This is a genomic window from Sulfobacillus harzensis (assembly GCF_012933365.1).
In the GTDB taxonomy this organism is placed as follows: domain Bacteria; phylum Bacillota; class Sulfobacillia; order Sulfobacillales; family Sulfobacillaceae; genus Sulfobacillus_B; species Sulfobacillus_B harzensis.
Window position 1 is genome coordinate 1 of sequence record NZ_JABBVZ010000083.1, and the last position, 14,945, is coordinate 14,945.

The window sequence follows — 14,945 nt, forward strand, 5'->3', positions numbered from 1 at the left end:
AGAACGTTGGAAAGGGCATCATCAAGGGGGAGCACTTATCCACAGCCGTGATTTGTCCAGTTATGAAAAACCCTCAATCCTGTTGCTTAGGTGCTGTAGGAATCATAACGTCGCCCCATAGGGGAATTCAAGGGCCTTTGGGAATCTTAACCGGAAATTAATAGGGGTTCGAGTGGCATTTGTTCGACTTTTCCAGGTTTGAATATTTATGCCGAAGCGCGTCGAATTTAGCCGCAATAGAAGAGCCCCGAAGGGTAGTCTTCGGGGCTGTTCGGGCTCTTAGGAATGGGTCACTTCCACGCTTCCGTATTGGCCGACTTGGGTATGCTCGGGTTCGGGGCAAAAGTACGTGTAAAAGCCGGGTCGGCTAGCGGTAAAACGGGCCGTCGCGGTTTCGTTTGGACCCGCCTTAACGTCTGCACCCGGAAAGGCTGGCGCCATATTGGTCAATTCGCCCGGATAGGCGAAGGGTGGTCGGGCATCGATGAGGCGCCAACCATGGGGCTGTGTGCTGTCCCAATTATGAAAGGTCAGCGTTACTTCGCATCCCTCAGGGATGATAATCCGAGGGTCGTCGAGACCGCCAATATGGAATGCGCCGGTCCCTTCCTCCAGAGAATGGGCGCCGATCTCCAGATCCACGCTTTTCATCTGCACCACCAAGCGGCTCTCCTCGCGATGTACGCTGATATCACTTGGATGGTCGGTGGAGAGTGCCTCTTGAGTTAGTGCCTGATGCTGCTGTTCGTCGTCTTTCATGGTTCACCTCCGGTTGTTAGTGTCCGCCGGTCGACATTCGCTATGCATCTCAGTCGGCGGTCCGCTTCTTAACCCGCGGTCGGCGAATCTCCTTGCCCACCCCAGGCGGGAGTGCCGCGCGTCCAATAATCCAAGGACTCACTGGGGTGCGGGAAATGGCCCAAGCTGCCAGCGTGGAGGCGGATACCAGCAGAACCATTGTGATGCCGTCAAGCCAAACCGAGGGATGATACCAATGCAGGCGGGCCAAGAGGTCGGTCCACCATTGCAGCAGCATCGGATGAACAAGATACATACCGAAGGACAGGTTGGCAAATATCTTAATCAGCGGGCAGCGGTCCGTTCCACGGCGCCGCCGCTCTTCATAGCGCACCCCAATGGCCGCTAAGAGGACAATGACAGCGAACGCCCAGGGCACCATGGCGGGCTGCAGTACGGCATCCGCTTTGGCCATGTGATGACCGAGGAAAGTTTGGGCAAAGAACTGCGCTATCATCAGCGCGGCGGCGGCCAGAGCTCCGAACAGCACCAGGCGGAACCGCTGATTCAGCCAGACGGCGGTCTCGCGCCAAAAGAGAGCGCCGAGGCCGCCTGCCACGAAATAGAACGTGTAGCTCCACACTTCCTCGCCGGTATAAGCGTTTAAGCCACGGCGATGACCGATGCCATATTGGTCATAAGCCATGAGCAGCAGTTGAAAGGTGGCAGCCAGGGAAAAAACGACCCAGGGATGACGCTTGGCCACCCGCATGAGGGCAAGATAGAGGGGCAGGAGGAGATAGAATTGCATCGTGACCAAGAGGTAGTACAGATGAAACCAGGCGCCGCCATCCAAAAGATTGCGGCCATAGTGCTGCAAGAACTCCAAGGGACTGGTGAAGTGGCGGAATATTAGCATGTAGGCGGCACTCCACAGCAGGTATGGGAAGAGCACCAACCGATAGCGCCGCCACAACACCGGAACCCAGGCGATGGATTTGCCAAACAGCGAATACGTTAGCACAAAACCGGTGAGGGCCATGAAGGATTCTCGGGTGTAGTGAAGGAGTGCCAAGGCGGCTCCGGAACCGACCCAATGGCCGCCGTTGGCCATATACCAGGTGGTGTGCACGCTAATCATTGGTACCACCGTGGCGGCGCGCACGAAATCCGCAGCTTCAACATAGGGCTTTTTCGGCACACCGCTCATGAGGGTGATTGCCGTCGGCGCAAAGCGTTTTTAAGGACTTTGCCGGTCGACCCGCGTGGCAAGTGCGGCATAATGACAAACGCCGTGGGGCGTTTGAATTTGGCCAGACCGTGCTCCGCCCAGGCTTTCAGTCCTTCTTCACTTAAATGTTTTCCCGGGACGGGCGCCACATAGGCTACTGGCTCTTCTCCCAATACAGCGTGTGGCTCTCCCAACACCACCGCTTCCCCAACATCAGGACAGGCGAGTAGCCACTCTTCCACCTCACGGGGAAAGACCTTCTCACCGCCACGATTAATCACATCGCGACTACGCCCGATAAGATAGAGATAGCCCTCGGAATCCACACGGCCCACGTCACCAGTTCGGTACCAACCGTCCGTCATGGAAGCGGCCGCCCATCGGTTAGGGCCCCAATCCGGATCAATGACGCCTGGACCACGAATTTCAACGTAGCCGCGCTTGCCGGCCTCTAGGGGTTCGGATTTTTTGTTGACAATGCGCAGCTCGATCCCCCAGGGAATGCCCACCGTTCCTGAGCGCAGGCCTTGTTGAGGCAGGGGATTAGCGGTGATTTGACTCGATGCTTCGGTCATGCCATAGGTCTCGACAATGGGAATCTGAAACAGCGATTCGGCGGTTCGACGAAGTGCCGCGGAGAGCGGCGCCGAGGCGGAGCGCATGAAGCGAATCCTGCTAGGATGGCGGGGACGCTCGGGCCGACCTGCCAGCACCCCGATTAAGGCCGGTACGGCGTTGATCCAGGTGGCGTCGAATGCATCCGTGACCTCCCAAAAATCCGAAGCATGAAAACGGCCCGGGGCAATGAGAGTGGACCCGGCGCGAATGGCGGACAATACGCCGACGACCAGCCCATTGATGTGAAAGAGCGGCAGGGGTGAAAACCCGATGTCTTGGGGGCGTAATTGGTGAGCCCGGACAACCTGTCCCGCCGTATGCCAGAGTGAGTGCCAGGGCAACCCGACCGGCTTCGGGTCGCCGGTGGATCCGGAGGTCAGGAGAATGAGGCCGCCCTGGTTGAGAGAGCTTCGCCCCTCGGGGTCGGCCAAGAGGCGGGGCATTTGGCCTTCGTCCAACAACCAGACGGATCCTGTCCGGCTAAGGGTCCGCTCGAGGTCGGAACTGGGCGCCTGAGGATCAACGGGGACGACGATATGGTCAGCCGATAAAAGGGCCAAAAACCACAAGATGAATTCGGCCGAATCCTCAAGCTTGAGGGCGACGCGATGGCCGGGCTTGACATTCCATTGTTCTAAAAGACGTTGCCGCTCCTGCACCTCCCCGAGAAGGCTGGCATAGGACCAGCGGCGGCCATCCGGCAGGGCGAGAAACAGACGTTTGTCCGTGCGTTCGGACAGCGCTTCCGCTAAGGACTGGTATTGGGCGTGTACCATCATGGCAGCCGATTCCTCCTTTTCAGCTTCGTGGTGGGGATAGGAAAGTCGGGGAGTGGCAGTCCCCGGGTTTCCTGGCCCCAGAGACCGACCGCCACCGCCCCAGCAAATCCCACTAAGGCGACGAACGCGAAGCTCCCGGGGACGCCCCACATCGCCAACAAAAAGCTGAAAATATAAGGGGCTAAGGCGCCGCCAAAGAGGCGCGCCACGCCCTCGGCCATTCCCACGCCGGTCGCCCGAAAGGTGGTCGGATATTGCTCGGCCGCGTATATTTTCATGGCTGGGTCAACCGCAATGCCGAAGAATGCCAGCGCCATGCCGAGCAACAATAAGGGCAGGGGGCCGTGGACTAAGGGAAAGATGAGTGCCGCCAGCGAGGCGGCTGCCGCGAACCCGACGATAAGAGTTTTTCGTCCCACCTGTTCCACCAGCCAGGCCTCAAAGAGCTTTCCCGGAATGGAAGCGGCCATGATGTAAGCTGAGAAGTTCAGGGCCGCTTCATCGGTCAAGTGCTCCGTGGATAGTACGGAGGGCATGAAGTTCATGATGGCGTAAAAGAGAAAAAGGATGCTCGGAAACGCTACCCATAGCATAGCGGTACGCTGCCGGTATACGCCTTGAAATGCGGCGGAAAAGCGATACGCCGGGTGGGAGAGGGGGTGTGACGCAAGAGGCTGCCCAATCCGTGCAAGGATGGTTTTGGCTTCCTCAGCACGACCGTTGGCTAATAGCCAGCGCGGAGATTCGGGAAGCCAGACTGCCAAAAGGCCAGCGTAAACGATTCCGATGCCGCCAGCAAAAAAGAGTAAACGCCACCCGGTATTGAGACCGACGTGGCGGGCGATGACCGCTCCGGCTAGTGGTGCCGCGAAATAGCCGAGAGACAAAAAGGCATCCAAAATGCCGGCAATACGGCCGCGGATCTTTGCTGGACTGAGCTCCGCCAAGAGGGTATAGGGCATCGGGAACATGGCGCCCAGCCCCAGTCCAGCTGCCATGCGCATGAGGGCCAAGACTCTCCACGAGGAGGAAAAGCCCGCCAGAACAGTCCAGACCGAGTACCAAAGCATCGCCCAGGCAAAGAGTGTTTTTCGCCCCAGTAAGTCCGCCGCCATTCCTGAGGGCACCACGCCCAGCACGATGCCTATCGTGGGAGCTATAACCAATAGTCCTCGGGCGTCTGCCGTGAGATGAAACAGTGTTTTAAACGGGAGAAGAATGACGCTGGTCAGTCCGATGTCATAGGATTCGATGAGCCATGCGAGAGCGGCGAGAAACAGCCAGAAGGTTTGCTCGCGGGTCATGGACCAAGCCTTCACCGGTTTTCACCTCCCTGTGCTTCAACCCTAATGTCTCCCGAGGGGAGAAAAATATCACCAGAGGTTGGTTGACTCGTGGAGAAGGCGTATAGGTGCATAGGGGCGCCACACCCTATCGGCTATCAGATTTTGGGAACGGAAGTGCAGGAAGGTTGCTCGCGTAAGTGTTCCGTTGAGAAGGCCTTTCTTTGAGGTGACTTTTTCATTTGCTAGAATGACGGCGTAGAAGGGGAGGAGACCGATGCGAGCTTTATATGCTAAGGATCCGGGCGAACCGTTGACAATCCAAGAGGTTGAGATTCCGAAGCCCGGACCGGGCGAGGTGCTGGTACGCGTTGAAGCGGCCGGCATCAATCCCAGCGACATGAACAATGTTGACGGTCGCTTTCCCGTCACGATCTTTCCCTGCATTCCGGGGCGGGATTTCGCCGGCACGGTCATCGAGGGCCCGGACGAGTGGAAAGGCCAGCCGGTATTTGGGTCGGTGGCGTCCTTGGGATTTACCCGTCCGGGCACGCACGCCGACACGGTCGTGGTGCCAATTGCCGGATTGGTTAAAAGGCCAGACAGTATTTCGCCGTCCCAAGCCGGGGCGTTGGGCGTCCCTTACACCACCGCCTGGCAGGCTCTAATTGCGGCAGCGCATCTTGAACCCGGGGATACAGCGATCATCACCGGGGGACGCGGGGCGGTGGCCACGGCAGCGCTTCAGATTGGCCATTGGGCGGGGGCCCGCATGATTGGTGTGAGCCATGGCGACCCCGATCCCATGGAAGGCGTAGAGTGGGTGAAGCTCCGACCCGGTTGGGCGGACGAGGCCTTAGCTATGACCGAAGGACGGGGCGCAGACGTCATTTTGGACATGGTCGGCGGGGAGGTCTTTCGAGAATGCCAGCAGGCACTGGGATATCGAGGGCGGATGGCGGCTATCGCCTCGCCCAGCCACCCGCTGGTCAGCCTTCCTATATTAGATTTTTATCATCAGCAACAAACGCTACTGGGGGTCGACAGCCTCAAATTCGTTCCCGAGGACAGCCGCAACATATTAAGCCGTATTGTGTACGGGATCGTCTCCGGGGCATTGGCCGGCCTGCCCATTTCTGAGGCACGGTTGGATGACGCCGTGGACGTCTATCAAAATTTGAAGCATGGAACCCATGGGAAATGGGTCCTAATTCCCTAGGGCGGCTATCACCGCATCCCAGTTGGGCAAATCGCGCATGGATTGTCCGTGATGCTGATACACCAAGCACCCGGAACGATCAAACAAGAGAAGACCAGGCATGCGGCCCAACTTCAGCCAGGACACCTGTTGGCCAAAGCGGCTTAATAGGTCGCCGCCGGGATCGGCTATGGCCCAGAAGTTCAACTGGTGATCGCGCCAATAACGCTGGACCCGATCCGGCGCATCGGGCGCGATCACCAATACGCTAATGCCCTGGTTTTCGAAAAGATGCTGCTTCTCCTCAAGCTCTCCGAGCTCGCGACGGCAATAGGGTCAGGCAAGTCCCCGCAACAACAAGATCATGAGCGGCAAGCGTTCGCGCAACCGATCGGCCGAAACCGGAGACCCGGACAAATCATGGGCCGCAAAATGTGGAAGTTCCATATCTAATCCTCCAATTTTGTTGTGATCTTCGCTAAATACGTTTATATTGGATTTAACATTATTAACTTATCGATAATCAATTTTCTTCGTATGGAGGAGACCATGGGAATCTTTGTGAAATATCCCGGTTTTCGCTGGCTTTGGTCCGGCCAGTTGCTGTCACAACTGGGGAACGCTGTCTTTTATATTCTAGGACTTTGGGAAATTCAGTTAAAGTCCCCGTTTTTGCTATCTATCGCCGGCTTGGCGATTACGGTCCCGGCAATGCTCGGGTTATTCGGCGGAGTGTTGGTGGATCGTCTGGATGCCCGGCGGGTGATGCTTATCACCGATCTGATGCGTGGCGCGGCGGTATTGCTGGGGCTCTTTGCGCTCACCATTCCTGGATCCCTGGTATGGGTGGTCATTGTGCTCTTGGCGATCAACGCGCTGGGGGTGGCGTTTTTTGGCCCAGCGGAGTCGGTGGTGGTGCCGCATATAGTCCAAGAGGTGGATTTGACCCAGGCCAACGGGCTCTATTCTTTGACCAGCCAGTTGTCGTCGGCTGTGGGGTCTGCTTTAGGGGGCGCGGCCGTGGCGGCCATCGGGGTCTCGGTGGTATTCAGTCTGGATATGGCCTCTTTTTGGATTTCGGCACTCGCTATTTGGCTCATGATGCGGACCGTGACCCGGCCTGGCCGTCAGATGGACGCTAGTACTGAACGGCAGCCGAAAACAGCATTCTTCACCAGCTTCAAGGAAGGGTTATCTGCTTTCGGGAGCCTCCCGGTGCTTAGTCGTCTCTTGCCCTTCATCATTCTGATAAATTTCGCCTTCATGGCCGCTTTCGTCATGTTGCCCGCATGGGTACACATTCACCTGCACGGTACGGCGTTATGGTACGGCATTATTGACGCTGCCTGGGCGTTGGGAGTGGTTGTGGGCAGCGTTCTTAGCGGGCGTTTTGGGCGGATGCCGCTGAAAAGTTCCTTGACACTGGCCTTTTTAATCCAAAGTCTTTTGCTGTTGGCGTTTGGATTTGTGCCCTGGCCGGCCGTGTCGGCCGGTGTCTTGCTGGTGGCGGGAATTTTCAACGGGGTCGGCAACGCCCTCAGTTTTACCTGGATGCAGCGTCTCATTCCGGTGGAAATGAGAGGTCGGGTGTTCGGCCTCATCATGACGTTGTTCTCCCTGGCCAATCCGCTCGGGTCGCTGGCGGCCGGTCTCTTCTGGCATGTGCTTCCTGAAGTCTGGGCTTGGGTTTTGGGGGGCGTTTCCGGGGTTCTATTTTGTGTCTTCTTGTGGCGGGTGCCCGGGGCACTCGAGGACGCTCGGCCTACCCCATTAACATCAACCGGGATGGACTAGGCTGGAAAAGCTTCAATCTTTGCGAATGATCTATTCAGCCGAAACAACTTTGCAATGATTGGGTGTTAGCCTGAGCAAGACAAGGATCGGGGAGGTGCTGATGATGATTTGCGAGAATGAACAGCGCAAAATCCGTACGTTGGCCCAAGTTGTCTTAGTGCGGCAGATTCTTGGTGAAACGGTATCTTGGGATCAAATCCTCCGCGTGTTGCGACGGGCAGACGCGGCTCTTGGCATGAAAGGCGGGTCCCATTCTCAGGCCGGTTAATGGCGGTTAGCCGTGGTACAATAACACGGTGAGAATTCGGCTGGAGCCTGTCACACGGCTTTTTCTAATCCAAACCGGGTGGACGCTGGCGATGTTCCTAGCGTCCAATTTCGTCGGGGCTTGGTTCTGGGATATTGGTACGGGACTACGCCCTATCCTTCTCTTCTACGCGCTTTTATTCGTGGCCATGGTGACCGTTTTCGGCCTGGCCTCTAAAATCCGCGGCCGGGTTTCTAGCCCAGCGCTGATGACCCTGGGGATTATTCTTAACGCTCTTTATCTAGCGCTGTTATTAATACTAAAGACCAAAACTCGCGAATTCTTTGTGCCCTTGGCCATTCTCGACGGGCTCTCCTCCAGCTTCTATTGGCTCAGTCTCTTTGTCTTAGCCTCTTCTTGGGTGGAATCCGGCCAAGCGTCCTGGTACAACAGTTGGACCGGGACGCTAGAAGCGATCTTGGGTCTTCTGGCCCCGCCTTTAAGCGGCTGGATTATTCAAGCTTTGCCGGGCCTGACGGGGTATCGCACCGTCTTTTTCATCGCCTTTGTCGCCTTGCTTGCCTGTGCCTGGCTTATCCTTACAGCCCATCATCGTATCAGGGCGGAGGACTTGCCAGCGTCTCAATCCGTATCGACCGCCATTATTCCCGAATGGCGGCGCTTAGGCTGGAGCTTTTGGGCGCTGGGGATGCGGGATGGACTGTACTTTTTTGTGCCAAGTTTGCTTCTCTTTATTGTGACAAACAATGCCGTCCTTTTAGGAACCTTTTCGGCTATGCAGGCCGCCATTGAAGGAGTGGTGTTTTGGGCCCTGACTCGATGGTCCCATGCCCTTTCGGGCGACAAAGGCCTCTTCATTGCCACGCTGGTAGCCCTCACTGCACTCGGGGTAATCTTTCTCCCGCTTAACGCCTGGGTGCTCTTCTTATTGGGTGCCGCCATCGCGCTTTCCTATCCCTCGTTTAAGGTTCGGCTGGAATCGGCGGCACTGGACACCATCGGCCGTCACAGTCAGAACGATGCGGACCGCATGGGCCTCACCGGAGCGAAGGAGGTGTGGATCAACGTTGGCCGCCTGATGAGTTTGGGCATTGTGTTGCTCATCGTGACTCTCGTCGGCAAGCAGGACTTGAGGGCGCTCCGGTGGACACTGGGCCTCTGGTCGCTGGTTCCGGTTCTGCTCTATTTGACTGCCCGCCGTCTCCCCCAGCCACAGACAACGGCGCAATAGACCGCCGGATTGTGGCGAAACCTGCTATTATCAATGAATGCGTACGCTTTCCAACGCTCAAGTTTTTCTCCTCAGCGAGTGTCCTTGGTCGGTTGCCATGGCCTGGATGGGTTCATACTTGACGTTGTTCCTCGTGGATGAGCACCTGGCGCCCCATGAGGTGGGCCTGGCCTTGGGCATTGGCGCCTTTGTGCAGGTGCTAGGTCTGGGACTTTCGGGCGCGCTGGCCCGTCGCATCGGGCGGAAGGCCAGCATTATGGGCGGGGACTTCCTGGGCTGGGTGGTGGTGCTCGGCGTTTGGGCGCTGAGTCATAACCCGCTATGGCTTGCACTGGCCATGGTTCTCAATCAGGCCATGGGGTTTGTGGGACCGGCCTGGAATAGTCTTTTCAGCGCCGGTGAAGATCCGGTCCGACTGCCGCGGTATTTCTTCCTGCTGCAACTGGCCACGGTTCTCGGGGGGCTGGTTCTCCCTCTGATGCGGGGCTGGATTGCCCGGCATGGCGTGGTCTATACGGGCCACCATTTCTTATGGATTGTCTGGCCGGCGGTGGCGACCGCCTGGCTGACTCGGCTCATCTTGTTGAAGGAGGCCCGTCCCGAATCCAACGCGCCGCAGCACGAGCGCCTTTCGGCTTTGGCTGCCCATTTGCGTCAGGGATTAGCGGGAACCGGGGCGGTGCTAGCCGGGCTTCGCATTATGATTCAAGTCCCGCTGGTGTTGTTTACGAACTTGGCGCCGTTAGCATTGGTGTCGCCACGCGGGGCGCACCTCCTGCCGGAGCGGCTGGCCTGGCTTCCCTTGGCAGCCCTCGTATCCGCCTTGTCTCTGTTGGTGGTCCAATCGCGCACCGACGGCCGCCATAGCCGTATTTTGACCGGATTGGCCATCTTATGGTTGGGTCTCGGGTTTCTCATCTTAGCGCTAAGCCGCTCCGGTCATTTTTGGTGGGTGATGGCGGCCTGGGCACTCATAATCGCCGGTCAAAGTCAGTTTTGGACCAGCCACACAAGTTTTTGGATGTCTTGGCTTCCGGACGCGATACGCGTCGACGTACAAGGGTGGATTGGTGTGGTGACAGCAGGTCTTGTAGCGATTTTGTCTCCCGTCATGGCGCCGGTTTTTGCCCATTCACCGCGGCCGCTGTTTGAGGGCGCTGCGCTCCTGTCGGGGTTCGCACTTCTCCTCTGGCGCTTTCTCCCCGGCAGTCCCGATGTGAACGCCCCGAAGGGATAAGTTTTTGTGCACGGCAAAAGCTATTCCTGAGGAGGTGACCTATGCGCCGGGCATCATGGGCATTCAGCGTAGCGGGTGTGGGACTGGCCGCCGCCGTATTGGCATGGTGGCCTAGTCGTTCTGGGCATAGTGCCGGGTTTACCTCGCCGACCGAGCTCTCCGCAACCGGCGGCATCCCGGCCTGGCCATGGCTTCCCGGTGGGGTGGCTTGGCACCACGGGTTATTTAAAGCGGTGCCTTACCCCGTCAAAACCGTGAAGGACAATGCCATGCCGAAAGGTCAACGGGATGTGCTGCATCCGGGAACGGAAGGTACGGTGATGTCTGTCGGCTCGGCGAAGGCGACGGTGTCGCCGCCATTCCCCGCGACAGTGGCTGAAGGGACCGCGCCTGTGCATACGCTGGTGGTCCATGGGGTCAAGTATCGCTATGATCGGGTCATGACCATGATGACGACCGCCTACAACGCCTCCTATGCGATGAATGGACCGTCGGGAGCGGTGGCGGCTTGGAATGGCCAGCCCTTGAAACCAGGGGACGTGGCGGTGGACCCGAGTGTCATTCCGTTGGGCACCTATCTTTATATTGGTGGATATGGGCCGGCACGGGCAGTTGATACTGGATCGGCCGTGTTTGGCGATCATGTCGACCTGTTCTTCAATGAGTCCGCGCTGCGCATAGCCATGTACGGCATTCAGTTTCATAAAGTCTATGTCCTAACCACGCCCCCGCCAAATTTCCACGGATAAGATTTCAATCAGGACTCGGAGGTTTCCGGCACTGTTCCGCCTGGCTGCGCTGCGGGCTCCCGGGCTTTTTTAGAGCGCGCGAAAATGTGGGAGGCTATCAGAACCAGCATTTCGAGAACCAGATACACGGTTGCCCCGGGGTTAACCCAGCGTAAAATGAGCTCCGTGGCGGTATGGGGCGACGGAATGATGAGGTCGGCCACGAACCAGCACAACACCACGGTGGGCGAGATCCACCGGGCCATCCTGGGCCAGCGCCCCACCGACAATTGGGCCATGCGCACATGGACGATGAGGCCGGTGGCGACGCCCACGGTCCAGCTGAAGACCACGAGGATGCCGATTCGGGACAAGAAAAAGGTGCTGTCGAGCGTCACATGGTCGAGCACAAAGACGAGCGGCCACCGAACATGGGTGATGGCTATGGGCCCCAGCGCTCCCATGGCAAGAGCGTAAAGCATCGCAAAGAATGCCACTGGCACCGCGGCCGCGACAACACGCATCCGCCATCCAGGCGGCTCGGCCAGGATGCGCCCCGCGATGCGAAGCGTGATGCCAACCGACATCCCCACATAAGTCACGATCCCCAGCGCATGGTCAATCGGGTCTAGAGCGATGACGGTATTGGGCACGATGACACGAAAGTGGTGGACTGTGATGCCGGCGATGCCACACGGCGCCCGCCGCCAATATCGGCACCCAGAGAGTTACAACGCGCCATGGTATCGCCCCTCGGCGTTGGGTCGCGACGGCCACCGCCAGGATAAGCGGAACTTCGAGAGCCCAACGTGGGGTATCAAAGTAGAAGAAGGTTTGCAGCATGCCAAAGAGCTCAACGAGCATCACGCCATCCAGAATCAGCACGCCGAGCAGCCCCACCGCATTCAATCCTTTGAAGACGGTCGGCCAAAATCCCGCATCGGATGGCTGCAGGTTGCTTAGAGCGGCCACGGCCAAGACCCATAGTGCCCCCACCAGTACCGCTATTCCCGCATTTTGGCCGGCGGCGATCACAATATGCAAAGGCCACACAAAGAGGCCATCGGACACGACACTCGCAAACGCAATCCACATGAGGGCCACGGAATTTAATTTTACCCCAGTCATCGCAGCACGCCTTCATCGCGCAAAGTGAAGCGGACCTTGAGATCGAGGGCCCAATGAGCCCAGTCGTGGGCGTCGGCTGGGATGGTCGCATTTTCCCAATTTCCGAGGCGATGAAATCCCATCGGGTCCGTGTGCGTCTTAAGCGCTGTGTGCCAGGCGTCCAACACCTGGCCTTGGATGTGGTGCACCACCGCCGCTTCCACCTGCCGCTCTTCCTCAATGCTGTCGCCAGCACCACTCACGTTGCCCACTAATTCCCCGGTATAGACAAGACGCGCTTTGACGACAAACTGGCCGCTACTTTTCACCACACGGAGTCTGGTTCGCCCATGGATGAGCCCGACCGTCAGGGAGTGTCCGCCCACTTTGACCGTGGCTGCCTCACGAATGACGCGCCCGGTGAGATATGCCCACCCAGTGCTTGCCATGGGACTCCAAAGGACCACATGATTTCCAATCACCGCCAACTGGTGAATCGCAATTTGATCGCCGTGGGGGTGAACATCGATGACGGCGGGCGATACGCCGGGCGTCACCATATCACGCCAGAGCCTCCATGCCCGCCCGGGCCAGTGGTCCGGCTGAATTCGGCTATTGAGGGCGCGATACAGAACAACGTCGGGGACAACTTCCGTGGGCGGCGTGACGAGGAGGGCATCACCGGCCTTGGGCGCGCCGACAACCCAAAAGGTCAGCACAAAGCGTCCGGAATCGGCCGATTCCTTTAAGGTTTGCTGCCACATCGATACGGGCAGTTGGGTGGAGAGGTACAGCACCCGGATTTGGCCGAGATACAGGGATCGGCTATGGCGTCGCTGCACCGAGGTAATAGCTCGGACCAAGGTTGGCGCCCGGACGTGGATTGCATAAAATTGCTGGTTGGAGGCCGTTTCCGCTATGCTCGTAGCTGTGACCGTGATATTGGGAAAGAGAAACGTGAACGCATACTCCCCGGCCTTGGCGGTGGGGTCCACGGCGATGGCGGCCACCGCCGCCCGGAACTCCACCGGGTGCTGATCCCAGCAGCCGGTCAGGCTGACCATCAGCGTTATAAGAAGCGTCACCCGTACCCAGATTTTCATGGCGTCACGAATCCATCCAGCGCAAATCTTGACCGCGCGAGTCTGTGGTCCTCCGTATCAACCGCTTCCAAGGCGCGCGCCACAAGTAATCGCCCCAATCCTTAGGTCGCCAGGGGCTCATGGGTACGAAATAGGGAACGCCAAAGGAGGTCAGGCTGACCAACTCCACGGAAAGCCACAGCGTGCTCACCAACATGCCATACACACCGAGCAGAAATGCGCTCAAGAGCATGAGCCAGTTCATAATCCGCCAGCTGGATAAGAGCTCATAGGCGGGGCCGCTGAAAAGGCTGAGGGCGGTAAAGGTCATGACCACAATGATTTGGGCGCTGACAAACCCGGCCTTAACGACCGAGGTTCCCACCACGATGGCGCCCACCGTGCCAATGGTGGAGGCGAGAATGGTGGGAAGACGCAAAGCCGCTTCCCGAAGAATTTCAATCACTAAAATCATGACCAACACTTCCACGAAGGGTGTAAACGGAAGACCAGTATGGCTGCCCGACACAATATCGAACAATGACGGCGAAATGAGGTCGGGATTTACTTCGGTCAACGCGATGTAAAGGCCGGGCAAGAATATACCAAAGCCCCACGCCAACCACCGGATCATCCGTACAAAGGACGCGTCATACCAGGTGGTTGAGTAGTCGGCGGTGGTTCGGTAAAAGTCGGCCAACGTCGCCGGTACGGTAATCACAAAAGGATCCCCAGCCACCAATATGGCAACCTTGCCGCTTTGCAAGTGTAATGTGACCAGGTCGACCCGCTCGCTATAGCGCACCGTGGGAAAGAGCGCCCAGCTATGGTCCCGAATCAGGCTTCCGATGCGCGTGGCATTGGTGGCAGTGTCCAGATCAAGCGCTTGAAGGCGGCGCCGCACCGTGTCCACCACCGTGCGCGAGGCAAGCCCATCGATATAGACCACGTGGCAAGGCACGGGCGCACGCCGACCGATGGGAATGGTCTCTACGGCCAAATTCGGAGCCGGGAGGCGGCGGCGGATTTGGGCCAGCTTGATTGTGGAAGTCTCCACAAAGGCCTCCTGGGGCCCTCGTATGCTCTGTTCCGTATGGGGTATGTCCACCGCCCGATGCGGAGATTTTTGTAAGTCGACGAGCAATGCGCCTGGCACGGTCTGCCTTAGTAGGGCGACCTCCCCGGACAAGAAACTAGTAACAACCTCATCCCATTGTCCCACCTTTTTTGAGGACGCGCCGCTGCGCGCAAAGGCTTCCACCACACTTCCGCTGGTGGTCGTGATGGTCGTGAGCCGTTCAGAATCGACCAGTCCGTCAATATAGACCATCAGCAGGGAACCGCTACTTTCCGGAAGCAACTCAACCACCAAGTCCGGGGCAACTTTCTGCTTCTCTTTGAGCAAACGCTCCAAAACAGCCAAATCGCCTTTGTCCAGCGCTTGCTGGGCTACTTTCATCTTTAGCGAGGGCAACCAAGCATCTAAAGCAACCAAGAGTTCTTCCGCGATGGGTTCCCATGTCGGTTTTTTCATACGGAAAACCCTGCCTTTCCCCTCATTAATTGGCAGAGTTCCCTAGCAGCTTGTGTGAATAGTCCCGAACATCCGGCGCAAAAAGGACTTCGCGACCCGGATGGCGAAATAAAAACT

Annotated in this window: 14 protein-coding genes and 1 pseudogene; 6 read left to right on the forward strand and 9 right to left on the reverse strand. The window is 57.9% G+C overall.

The genetic code is table 11. From position 1 onward, the window contains the following. Nucleotides 1–279: 279 nt before the first annotated feature. Genes HIJ39_RS17260 through HIJ39_RS17275 form a run of 4 tightly spaced genes read right to left on the reverse strand, consistent with a single transcriptional unit; the run spans nt 280 to nt 4,685 of the window. Complete coding sequence (locus tag HIJ39_RS17260; RefSeq protein WP_169101899.1) at nt 280–759, reverse strand: cupredoxin domain-containing protein; 480 nt, start codon at nt 757–759, stop codon at nt 280–282. 49 nt (nt 760–808) lie between these two features. Next, nucleotides 809–1,948 carry an acyltransferase gene (locus tag HIJ39_RS17265; RefSeq protein WP_169101901.1) on the reverse strand — a complete coding sequence of 380 codons (1,140 nt, stop codon included), beginning with the start codon at nt 1,946–1,948 and terminating at the stop codon, nt 809–811. Beyond that, complete coding sequence (locus tag HIJ39_RS17270; protein WP_169101903.1) at nt 1,945–3,366, reverse strand: class I adenylate-forming enzyme family protein; 1,422 nt, start codon at nt 3,364–3,366, stop codon at nt 1,945–1,947. Before HIJ39_RS17270 ends, HIJ39_RS17265 begins: the two co-directional genes overlap by 4 nt. After that, nucleotides 3,363–4,685, reverse strand: coding sequence for an MFS transporter (locus tag HIJ39_RS17275; RefSeq protein WP_169101905.1), 1,323 nt, complete (start codon nt 4,683–4,685; stop codon nt 3,363–3,365). The genes HIJ39_RS17270 and HIJ39_RS17275 overlap by 4 nt, the downstream gene beginning before the upstream one ends. A gap of 241 nt (nt 4,686–4,926) precedes the next feature. On the opposite strand from HIJ39_RS17275, the gene HIJ39_RS17280 reads away from it, so the two are divergent. Next, complete coding sequence (locus HIJ39_RS17280; RefSeq protein WP_169101907.1) at nt 4,927–5,868, forward strand: quinone oxidoreductase family protein; 942 nt, start codon at nt 4,927–4,929, stop codon at nt 5,866–5,868. Here the strand turns inward: HIJ39_RS17280 and HIJ39_RS17285 are convergent. Then, a pseudogene (locus HIJ39_RS17285) lies at nt 5,857–6,171 on the reverse strand (peroxiredoxin family protein); the annotation flags it as partial. The gene HIJ39_RS17280 and the pseudogene HIJ39_RS17285 sit on opposite strands and share 12 nt — an antisense overlap. Nucleotides 6,172–6,396: 225 nt before the next feature. On the opposite strand from HIJ39_RS17285, the gene HIJ39_RS17290 reads away from it, so the two are divergent. From HIJ39_RS17290 to HIJ39_RS17310, 5 genes are all read left to right on the forward strand, one after another. Continuing rightward, nucleotides 6,397–7,641, forward strand: coding sequence for an MFS transporter (locus HIJ39_RS17290; protein ID WP_169101909.1), 1,245 nt, complete (start codon nt 6,397–6,399; stop codon nt 7,639–7,641). A gap of 100 nt (nt 7,642–7,741) precedes the next feature. Then, nucleotides 7,742–7,909 carry a hypothetical protein gene (locus HIJ39_RS17295; protein WP_169101911.1) on the forward strand — a complete coding sequence of 56 codons (168 nt, stop codon included), beginning with the start codon at nt 7,742–7,744 and terminating at the stop codon, nt 7,907–7,909. Between the two features lie 91 nt (nt 7,910–8,000). Further along, complete coding sequence (locus tag HIJ39_RS17300) at nt 8,001–9,140, forward strand: MFS transporter (protein WP_169101913.1); 1,140 nt, start codon at nt 8,001–8,003, stop codon at nt 9,138–9,140. 97 nt (nt 9,141–9,237) lie between these two features. Then, nucleotides 9,238–10,377 (forward strand): MFS transporter, encoded by a 1,140-nt coding sequence (locus HIJ39_RS17305; protein WP_169101915.1) that lies wholly within the window; start codon nt 9,238–9,240, stop codon nt 10,375–10,377. 41 nt (nt 10,378–10,418) lie between these two features. Next, the gene (locus HIJ39_RS17310) at nt 10,419–11,126 is read left to right on the forward strand and encodes a G5 and 3D domain-containing protein (protein ID WP_169101917.1); all 708 of its coding nucleotides are present in this window, start codon (nt 10,419–10,421) and stop codon (nt 11,124–11,126) included. A gap of 8 nt (nt 11,127–11,134) precedes the next feature. On the opposite strand, the gene HIJ39_RS17315 is transcribed toward HIJ39_RS17310, so the two are convergent. Genes HIJ39_RS17315 through HIJ39_RS17330 form a run of 4 tightly spaced genes read right to left on the reverse strand, consistent with a single transcriptional unit; the run spans nt 11,135 to nt 14,828 of the window. After that, nucleotides 11,135–11,758, reverse strand: a complete 624-nt coding sequence (locus tag HIJ39_RS17315; RefSeq protein WP_169101919.1) for a hypothetical protein — start codon at nt 11,756–11,758, stop codon at nt 11,135–11,137. Next, nucleotides 11,724–12,233 carry a hypothetical protein gene (locus HIJ39_RS17320; protein WP_169101921.1) on the reverse strand — a complete coding sequence of 170 codons (510 nt, stop codon included), beginning with the start codon at nt 12,231–12,233 and terminating at the stop codon, nt 11,724–11,726. Before HIJ39_RS17320 ends, HIJ39_RS17315 begins: the two co-directional genes overlap by 35 nt. Beyond that, nucleotides 12,230–13,315 (reverse strand): Ger(x)C family spore germination protein, encoded by a 1,086-nt coding sequence (locus HIJ39_RS17325; protein WP_169101923.1) that lies wholly within the window; start codon nt 13,313–13,315, stop codon nt 12,230–12,232. Before HIJ39_RS17325 ends, HIJ39_RS17320 begins: the two co-directional genes overlap by 4 nt. A 4-nt stretch (nt 13,316–13,319) precedes the next feature. After that, entirely contained in the window at nt 13,320–14,828 is a 1,509-nt protein-coding gene (locus HIJ39_RS17330; RefSeq protein WP_169101925.1) for a spore germination protein, read from the reverse strand. Between the last annotated feature and the right edge of the window lie 117 nt (nt 14,829–14,945).